The sequence below is a fragment of the Candidatus Kurthia intestinigallinarum genome (assembly GCF_003991225.1).
GTDB classification, from domain to species: Bacteria; Bacillota; Bacilli; order Bacillales_A; family Planococcaceae; genus Kurthia; species Kurthia populi.
Window position 1 is genome coordinate 66,158 of sequence record NZ_JTFC01000005.1, and the last position, 9,839, is coordinate 75,996.

Annotated in this window: 9 protein-coding genes, 1 pseudogene and 1 riboswitch; all 10 genes and pseudogenes read left to right on the forward strand. The window is 36.9% G+C overall.

Annotation, left to right across the window (positions count from 1 at the left end):
* Positions 1-149: 149 nt before the first annotated feature.
* Positions 150-3,950, forward strand: coding sequence for a SpaA isopeptide-forming pilin-related protein (locus tag QI30_RS01135; RefSeq protein ID WP_126989110.1), 3,801 nt, complete (start codon positions 150-152; stop codon positions 3,948-3,950).
* A 109-nt stretch (positions 3,951-4,059) separates the two neighbouring features.
* Positions 4,060-4,605 carry a sigma-70 family RNA polymerase sigma factor gene (locus QI30_RS01140; protein WP_233600498.1) on the forward strand — a complete coding sequence of 182 codons (546 nt, stop codon included), beginning with the start codon at positions 4,060-4,062 and terminating at the stop codon, positions 4,603-4,605.
* On the forward strand, positions 4,592-4,954 hold the full coding sequence (locus QI30_RS01145; protein WP_126989111.1) for a helix-turn-helix transcriptional regulator: 363 nt from the start codon (positions 4,592-4,594) through the stop codon (positions 4,952-4,954). The genes QI30_RS01140 and QI30_RS01145 overlap by 14 nt, the downstream gene beginning before the upstream one ends.
* Positions 4,944-6,158 (forward strand): permease prefix domain 1-containing protein, encoded by a 1,215-nt coding sequence (locus QI30_RS01150; RefSeq protein WP_126989112.1) that lies wholly within the window; start codon positions 4,944-4,946, stop codon positions 6,156-6,158. The genes QI30_RS01145 and QI30_RS01150 overlap by 11 nt, the downstream gene beginning before the upstream one ends.
* A 207-nt stretch (positions 6,159-6,365) precedes the next feature.
* Positions 6,366-6,935, forward strand: coding sequence for a hypothetical protein (locus QI30_RS01155; RefSeq protein WP_126989113.1), 570 nt, complete (start codon positions 6,366-6,368; stop codon positions 6,933-6,935).
* Between the two features lie 64 nt (positions 6,936-6,999).
* Positions 7,000-7,048: riboswitch (PreQ1 riboswitch) on the forward strand.
* Between the two features lie 89 nt (positions 7,049-7,137).
* Positions 7,138-7,569, forward strand: coding sequence for a 6-carboxytetrahydropterin synthase QueD (queD, locus tag QI30_RS01160; RefSeq protein WP_126989114.1), 432 nt, complete (start codon positions 7,138-7,140; stop codon positions 7,567-7,569).
* Positions 7,562-8,278, forward strand: coding sequence for a 7-carboxy-7-deazaguanine synthase QueE (queE, locus tag QI30_RS01165; RefSeq protein ID WP_126989115.1), 717 nt, complete (start codon positions 7,562-7,564; stop codon positions 8,276-8,278). The genes queD and queE overlap by 8 nt, the downstream gene beginning before the upstream one ends.
* Before the next feature lie 85 nt (positions 8,279-8,363).
* On the forward strand, positions 8,364-8,636 hold the full coding sequence (locus QI30_RS01170; RefSeq protein WP_126989116.1) for an HU family DNA-binding protein: 273 nt from the start codon (positions 8,364-8,366) through the stop codon (positions 8,634-8,636).
* A gap of 107 nt (positions 8,637-8,743) precedes the next feature.
* Complete coding sequence (locus QI30_RS01175; RefSeq protein WP_126989117.1) at positions 8,744-9,430, forward strand: hypothetical protein; 687 nt, start codon at positions 8,744-8,746, stop codon at positions 9,428-9,430.
* A gap of 284 nt (positions 9,431-9,714) precedes the next feature.
* Positions 9,715-9,839, forward strand: a pseudogene (locus QI30_RS01180) (IS110 family transposase); the annotation flags it as partial.

The window sequence follows — 9,839 nt, forward strand, 5'->3', positions numbered from 1 at the left end:
TAGGTTGTTCTATGCGATGAAGTAGATAAATTAAAAGAACAGAAGGATAGATTTAAGCTATTAGACCCTTAAATTATACTAGAGATTGTACTAATTTTAGGGAGGTTATTCACATTACGAAAAAAATAAGCTTTTCTTTTCTTTCGTTAATGTTAGTTTTCAATGTCATTTTAAGCTATGCGGGTGTCGGTACAACTGCAAAAGCAGCAACAAATGATGCAATTGAAGGATTAACAGGGTTTGAGCTATCGTATACAGATAGTGAACGCAATGAAAAAGATGCTGTGACATCATTAGATGATATTATTCAAGCAGCCTATCAATTTGAGTTTGGCAATTTAGATGCCGATAAGACGATCACATTTAAATTACCAGCACAATTGAAAGTTATTCAAACTTATACGAACGAAGAAATTACAAATAGTAATGGTAAAGTCATTGGGAAATTTACATTAGCAGCAGATGGTACGGTTACATTGACTGCATATAAAGGAAGAGATGTAAAAATCAATTTCAATGCAGAATCAACAATGAAGCCAGGAACACCAATTGAAAGTAATACGACTGAAATCGTCTATGGCTCTCAAAAAGCAGAATTAGTAGTAGATTTTGAACAGGGGAAAGCTATTTCAAAAGCTGTTACAAAAGTAAATGATACAACGTATAAATGGACGATTGACGTTAATACGGAATTATCAAAATTAACGAATGCAGTCGTGAAAGATGCGATTCCGCAAGGCTTAGAGGCAACAAATGTGAAAGTTTCAGAGCTAAGTGTGGCACTTAATGCTGGTGATAAACTGTCATTCGTTGCAGGGAAAGATGTATCAGATACAGTAACGAGTAAAGATCCTGTGACGGTGACATTAGGTGACACGTCAAAGGCATATCGTATCGAAATTACAACAAATAAAGTCGACAATAAGCTGATTGCGAATTATGTAAATACAGCAACACTTGAGTCAAATGAAGGTTCTACAACATCAAATGAAGCTTCAATGGCTTACCAAACAAAGGTAAATGTCAATAAGAGTAAATCAAGCGTTAACACAACTGATGGTTATATCGATTATTTCATTGACTTCGATACAAAAGGCCAAGAAATTCCAGCGGGCGCAACGATTACAGATGTACTAACAACGCCTGCTATTAAGGATAAAAACTTTAAATTAGCTTCACTGAAAGCAGCTGATTTCACAATTGTGAAAAAGGATACAGCAGAAGTAGCTGTTCCAACAAATAGCTATAAAATTAATGTTACAAAAGATGGTACACGCGATAAAACAACGGTTATGACATTTAATGAAGCACTTAACGGACATTATATTATTCGTTATCGCGTGAGTTATTCACCAAAGGGCGGTATTCTTTCACCTTCTGATATTCAATTCCGTAATACAGCAACATTAAAAGCAACTATTGACGGAAAAGAAACAACGCTAGGTAGCGATTATGAAGATATTTCCATTAAAAATTCATATAGTGATACACGTAAATCGGTTGTTGAAACAGATTTTAAAAATCGTGTTGTAACGTATGAAATTAAAGTAACGGTTCCAGAGGATGGTAGTAAATTCTCTGTAAAAGATACACCAGTTGATAATGGTAGCATTACGAATTTAAAGCTTGTAAATGTGAAAAAAGGTGATGCTGTGTTTGAAGATGCATCGATGAAACAAGTAGGCAATGATTATTATTTCTACTTATATAACACGAAAGATGCCACTTCAACGACAGCTAAGGGTGTCTACACAATCCGTTATACAATGGATTTTGATGCCGATAAAGGTGCAGAAACAGGAAACAGCAATAGCTATGTCATCTATAAAGGTACAGAAGCACAAACCGATGCAATCGGGACAACTTTCTATCCAAACAATAGTGTACTAGCGAAAAATAACGGCTTTAAATCCGGCAAATTATTATTAAATGAAGATGGTACGTATAAAGGAAAAGAATACAAAGTAGGCTTTAACTTTAACCAGCATGACCTAACAGATGCGACACTGAAAGATACATTAAAAGGTAGTCAGCATTATGTGAAGGATTCATTTGCATTGTATGCGTGGGATATTAAAGACGGTACAGATACAACCGGTATTACAGAAATTAAAGGTGTTAACTGGGCCGAAGCAGTGACATTTGCAGAAGGTAATCAATCATTCACAATTGATGTGAATAAATTATTACCTGACACAGCAGATAAAACAAAGGCGTATCAGCTTCATTATGAGACATCAATTGATGATCAAATTTTAGGGAAAGATACGACGAATAGTGTTCAAACGATTTATTCAAACATTGTCACAGATAGCTTAACAGATAAAGATCATACGATTACAACACCTGGTGAAATTCCTCGTGGTGGTGAGTATGTATCAAAATCAGGCGCACAACAGGGTCGTCTAGCACACTGGACAGTCGATGTGAATGCGACACAATCGAAACTACGTGATGCAGTCGTACAAGACCAATTATCAGCAGGGCATAGTGTGGTAGAATCGAGTTTTAAGCTGTATAAAGCAACAATGACAAATGGCAAGTTGGTTGCGAGTAATGAAGCATTAGAAGCGGGCAAAGATTACACAGTAACCTTCGCGAATAACGGCTTCTCGCTAAAATTTGCGGATACGATTCATACACCATATGTTTTAAAATATGACTCGTATATTACTGCAAAATTAGGTCAAAGCATTAAAAACAATATTTCAATCGATACAACCGATACAATTAACAAAAATACGTCAACTTCTTCATCAATTGCTGTATCCAATGCGAGTGGTAATGGGAACAGCTCTGATATTGAGACAAGCACTGTATCCATTAAAAAAGTCGATGCAACAGATGAGACACAACTCTTAGCTGTTGCAGAATTTGAACTTGTATATACAGATGCTGAAACAAATGTCACAATCAAGCGTACAGCGACAACGAATGAACAAGGGATTGCTACATTTACAGAAATTCCTTATTCAAAATATGTGGATGAAAAAGGCGTTGTGGTGAAAGAAGTGAAAGCACCAGAAGGCTTCAAGCTAGCGGATGATAAAATTCAGCTAGACATCACAAAAGCAAAAACAAATGTAACGGTGAAAAACACACCAGAAAAATTGCCTGTAGGCTCAATTCAAATTCAAAAATTTGATAAAGTCAATTCAGATAAAGCATTAGCTGGTGCAGAATTTGCACTACAAACAACAGATGGTCAAGCTGTAACGGATGAAAATAACCGCGCCATCACCGTGACAACAAATGCAGAGGGCCGCGCAGTTATTGAGAATATTAGCTACGGTGACTATGCATTAGTAGAAGTAAAAGCACCAGCAGGCTATACATTATCAACAGATACGTATGATGTCGAGGTCAAAGCAAATGAAACTGTGAAGCAAGTCATCACAAATAAAAAAGAAACAGCAAGCGTGACATTAACGAAGTTTGATGCAAAAACGTATAAAGTGTTATCAGGCGCTGTATTTAACTTAGTAGATGAAGATGGCACACTTGTGAAACAAGCACTGACAACGAATCAAAACGGTCAAATTACAGTAAGAAATCTACCAACTGGTCATTATCAATTTATTGAAGTGAAAGCACCAGTAGGTTATACACTGGATAATTCACCAATTAGCTTTGATGCAAAAGGAAAACATATTGATTTACAATTCACAAATATGAAAGTTCCAGAAGCACCAAAAGAAGATCCAGAAGAGCATCATACACCAACACCTCCTGGTAAAACACCAACACCAGGAGATGGCGGCGAAAACCCAAGTACACCAGCGACTCCAAGTCAAAGCACAAGTGAGGCAACGTCAACAACTCCATCAACGGAGACAACGACATTACCACAAACTGGGGAAAGCACTAAATTTGTGATGTATGCAGGTTTAGTAATTATCCTAGGGGCACTTGTATTGCTTGTAGCAGTACGTCGTAAAGCAACAAAATAATTTTTACTAAAAACACGCTCCTGCGCTATGATGTGGGGGTGTGTTTTTTTGATTTTTTAAAACCACTTGATGTTGGGGCTCGTCTAATGATGTGTAAAGGAGTGATCGTGTGGACAGCATTATGTCACAGGTAAATTGGCAGGAGGAACTGCTGGAGCAACTAATGACAGATTATGGACAGGATATTTTACAGTTAGTGTATACATATGTACGTGACAATGCGCTTGCAGAGGATTTAACGCAGGAGATTTTTATAAAGTGCTATCGTGCGCTTTCTAACTATAAAGGACAGGCAACGCTAAAAACATGGCTTTGGCGTATTGCCATTAATCATACGAAAGACTATTTGAAATCATGGCATACGCGTCACATGACAGTTACAGAGGCACAACAATTTGAGCATTTAACGGACAATGAGTCTGTTGAACAAATGATTGAACAGCAAGAAAGCCAACGAACCGTTATTGATGCGGTGATGAAGCTACCAATCAAATACCGTGAACTTGTTTACCTGCATTATTTTGAAGAATATTCACTGCAGGAAATGGCGCAGATTTTAAAGGTAAATCGTAATACGCTAAAAACGCGTTTGAGAAAAGCCCGTATGTTATTGAGTGAGCACTTAGAAGGGAGTTTTGAGAATGAATTCATTTAAAAAGAGTTTGCAGCAACATACAAATTTACAGTTTACAGAAAAAATGAAGCAAACCATTCGTGAGGAAGTAGCTCGTGAAGCAATTGAGGCAGACCGTTTATTACAGCTACTACAGCAACCTCAGAGTGGCTTTGCGCTTTGTGAACGATTAAAAGCAAAGCAACAAAGTGCCGTTTATGTGACATTACATCGTTTAGAAGTAGAGGGGTTAATTTGTAGTACATGGCAGGAGAAAGAAAAAATCTATAAAGTATCAGCAACTGGTTTAAAACGTGTCAAACGCTATGAAAAAGCACAGAGAAAAATGCCGCTTCAGCAGCTCTTAGAGGAGGCGCGTCATGTCTATTAAATTGTATATTGAGCGTGTAACGAAGCAAATGCGCAATAAGGAAGCTCGTGCATCTGTAGAAAAAGAGCTGACGCAGCATTTTCACCATCAAATTGTGAAATTGAAGGAGCAAGGTGCTACACAGCAGGAAGCAGAGCGGAAGGCTATCGAATTAATGGGAAACGCAACAACACTTGGCCAATCGATGGACCAAATTTATAAACCACAAACAGATTGGCTACTAATTGGCCTAGCAATAGCCGCAATACTATGCAGTTTTTTAGCACTTCCCTATGGTCAGCAAGTTGAAAATGGCACATTGATTTTGAAAAATGGTTTGTATACAGTGTTTGGGATTGGAATAGCACTGCTGATTACGCGTTTTGACTATCGTAAATTACTTACCTTTGGACATCAATTATTTTGGCTAGGGGTGGCACTTAGTTTCGTATTAGATTTCATGCATCAATCGATGCTGCTTTGGTCATTTTATAAAATCATGTTATGGATGCAGCCAATATGCTTACTCTGGACAGTATGCTTAGCTATTTTTATGACACGCAAGATGAATATATGGCTTTTAAATGCCTATTTAATGGTGATATTTATCGCATTAGTGACGACACTTAGTCAGCAATATGTGCCTCTTTTTGGTCTTGTTTTTGCTATTATGCTGCTTTGTAGCAACTATCGTATCTCACAAAAGATTTGGAGTTTAGCTGGCTGGTTAATACTCATAGGGTTCGCGCTTACGTATTATTATGTGCTGATTTATCCAACACATGGACCTTATTTAATGCTTCGAGTAGCAGGAATGGAAGAGGTAAATCGGTATTTACAAACGATTTTACAATCCGCGCATTTTATTGGCGCAAGTGATGTTCAGGAACACATAATTACCTTTGAATACATTTTGCTCAATATTGTACAACAATTTGGTTTTTTAGCATTAGCGATTGCTTTAGCATTAATTGCACTGCTTATCATTCATTTTGTAAAAACAAGCCAAACAATTCAACAACCGTTTGGACAAATGCTATTGATTGGGATTGGGACATTCTGTTCGTTATTATTTATTAGTAATGTATTAAGCTCACTAGGTTTACTTAATATTGGTGCATTCATGCTTCCATTTTTTGATTATGGGTTGATTTCAACACTTTCAACTGGCATGCTAACAGGACTATTATTAAGTGTGTATCGTCGGAAAAATCTTTTCGTGTGACACTCATAGGTTTTAATATATGTGTGAAAATAACCGCTCCTATGAGCATAAGAAAAACCGGAATCGCTATGAAATGCGGTTCCGGTTTTTCGTTGTGAACGCTAAAAAAGGAAAATGACATGTTTTGTTCCAGTCATTTTTTTATTTCCAAACCTTATAAGCATATATTTAAAAACTTAGGGAATACTTTAGCGAGGTGATAACAACATGATTTTTCAACCAAAGCTCGGAAAGTGGACGTTATTTTTGACCTTTTTCATTGTATTTTGCTTTGTCGTCATCGTGACACTTCCTGCTTTATATGAAGAGCAACTCTCAAACACAGGACGCATTGTATTATTAGCAATTGGCTTTTTCGTTATCGCATTTTTTGTCTGGTATATGCTGGCGTCGACAAAATACATATTAGATAAGACGCATTTAATAGTGAAGGGCCGTTTGAAAGTAGCTCACGTGCCGTATGCAGGGATTTTTTTTATGTTTCCAACGAAATCAAATACACGCCGCGATTTCTTTTCAACGAATCGACAGGCCATTGCGATTTTTGCGGTGCATGAAGAAGCATTTGGCCAGCTTGAATTTGTAAAAGAACTCGCTGACAAATATGGTGAAACGGTATCACAGTATTTAACACGCTATGTGATGCATCCTGAGCAGGAGCCAGCATTTTTAGCAGAAGGGTTTCAGCCAGTGATTCTTCAGATGGTCGTAATCTCACCAGCAGAGATAGAACGCTTCCAAAATGAATTAATTAGTCGCTCACAATGGCAAAAATAACGAAGGTGCATAGTAACGAACAAAAATATATGCTATACTTGGCTCGCAACTAACACATACTGTAAAAAAAGAGGTTCATAGCAAAACAACCCTCTATAAAAAACTATGGGAATATGACGATCTGTCCGTATCCGCATAGGGTGCGGCTTTTTTTATGGCCGTTTTTAGTTGCACCATCAAAAAAAGAAAGGTTCGTGATTAGATGCTTATGCAATATTATCCACATCCACAGCATGATTATTCATACGAATTAAACAAGGATATGAATTTTTCAGCAGCACACTTTATTCCAGATGAACAGGCAGGGAAATGCGCCAATATGCATGGTCACACATATGTTGTCAATATTACCATTGCTGGAGATACACTTGATGACACAGGATTTTTAGTCAATTTTCAAAAACTAAAGGAGCTCGTGCATAAACGTTATGATCATCGTATATTAAATGATTTAGAAGAGTTTTCAGGAGTGAATTTCCCTACAACAGAAGTGATTGCACAAGTCATTTGGCAACGAATCGAGAACTATTTAAAAACAGTGCCGAATCAGCCAAGCTGTCTGCAAATTCTCGTACGTGAAACGCCGACGTCCTATGTATTGTATCGTCCAAAAAAGGATGAAAATCATGGCTAAAAAAGTACCGGTAATGGAGATTTTTGGCCCGACGATTCAAGGTGAAGGCATTGTTACAGGACGTAAAACAATGTTTGTACGTACGGGAGGCTGTGATTATTCCTGCGCTTGGTGTGATTCTGCCTTTACGTGGGATGGCAGCGAACGAGGGCAATTAATGACAGGCGAAATGATTTGGTCAAAATTAATGGAGATTGGAACAGTAGACGGTATACGAAATTTCAATCATATTACGATTACTGGAGGAAACCCGGCACTCTATAATGAGCCAATTGCGGAGTTGATTACGTATGCACATGCAGCTGGTGTAGAAGTAGGATTAGAAACGCAAGGGTCACGCTGGCAAGATTGGTTTTTAGATGTAGATGATTTAACGATTTCTCCAAAGCCACCTAGCTCAACGATGAGAACCGATTGGGTCGTACTCGATTCAATTATTGAACGTCTGCCAAACTATTCTCTAAAAGTAGTTGTCTTTGATGAAGCAGATTTTGACTATGCAGAGGTAGTAAATGCGCGCTACAAACCAAGTGAATTATATTTATCCGTAGGGAATGATAATTCAAGCGAAGCGGGCTCGATAGCTGAAAGACTGTTAGAAAAGCTCGAATGGTTGTGGCAAAAAGTCATTGCTACTCCATCGATGAATAACGCAAAACCCCTGCCACAGCTCCATGCACTCGTATGGGCAAATAAAAGAGGGGTTTAACCTTTCCATTTTTAGGTTATTATTTGAAATATAGTCCACAAATCTGTATGATGGATAAAGAATAGTCAATTAGGAGGTTTTTCGAATGAACAAAACTGAATTAGTCAATCAAGTAGCAGAAGCAACTGAGTTATCAAAAAAAGATGCAGGTAAAGCGGTGGATGCAGTATTTGAAACAATCCAAAACGCCCTTGCGAAAGGTGATAAATTATCACTAATCGGCTTCGGTACATTTGAAGTACGTGATCGTGCAGCTCGTACAGGTCGCAACCCTCAAACTGGTAAAGATATTCAAATCCCAGCAAGCAAAGTACCTGCTTTCAAACCAGGTAAAGGCTTAAAAGACGCAGTAAAATAATTTGAAAAACCCTTACATATTAAGGGCTCAGGCATTTTATATGTTTGGTGAAAACCCTCTGAAAAATTCAGAGGGTTTTTGTATTTTTATATCCTGGAGGCGCTGAGATGAACATAGAAGTTAAATCGTATATTACTATTCCACCTGAAAAAGAAGAGCTAGATGAAAATCAAACGTATCCAGGTTATATCGAAATGACAAATTTGAACGATTTAGATGTATTTAATTATGAATTTGGACGATCTGGAGGATATCCTTCAGGAAAAGTAGTGTTCTTTGTAGATGGTGAACCACTTCTTTTCAATTCAGATGTTAGTGAATTATATACATTTTGGTACACATTAATAAAAAGTTTATTGACAAATAATTTAGATCACATAGAAAAGTCTAATTGGAGTCTTCCGTATGAAAATGAGGAGGTTTTTTCTGATTTTACTATACAATTTTTCTATCGTAAAAAAACCGTGGAATTTCATTATAAAAAACAAGTAGTAGCCACTTTTTCATTAACTGCGTATAAAGAAGCCGTTTTACAAGGCTTTTTAGATTTCATGTGGCATACGAATTTAGAGTTCGAAGCCATTACACATGACTCTTTAGGTGATGAAATTGAGTATGTTGAGTTACGAGAAGATACATATGGTGTAAGTGAGCTATATGCTTGTCGTTCTATTTTCTTACAATATATGAAGGAAATCTATAAACAAAAAAGTTATGATTTAGAAAAATTAATAAATTTTGAGTTTGATTTAGATTATTATCATTCAAAATTAAAATACGATTTAGGAGACTAATTTTATAAAATTACCAAAAGTGCAACCTATTCAGTTGCTTTTTTGGTAATTCATGTGAACGAGTGCTCTAAATAGATACAGAATTGTCGCCAAACTTCAATGTCTTAATTACTAAAGAGCTCTGTAAAATCATTTTAATAAAGTTATAATTGAATCTAAAATACAAATAGGAGCATTCCTGTTAGAAGGATTTTCAGAGACTTGAAAACAAAAAAGCCCTCCTGTATGATGCTTGAGTGTCAACTGGCATTGACGCGCATAATATACAGAGAGGACCCATCCGAATGAATTTTAATACGAATGAAAAAATAAATCAAGTTTCTGAAAATACACTCGTTATCGGCATCGATATTGCCAAACGTAAACACTATGCTTGTGCAGTTGATGATCGAGGACGTATCCTTCAAAA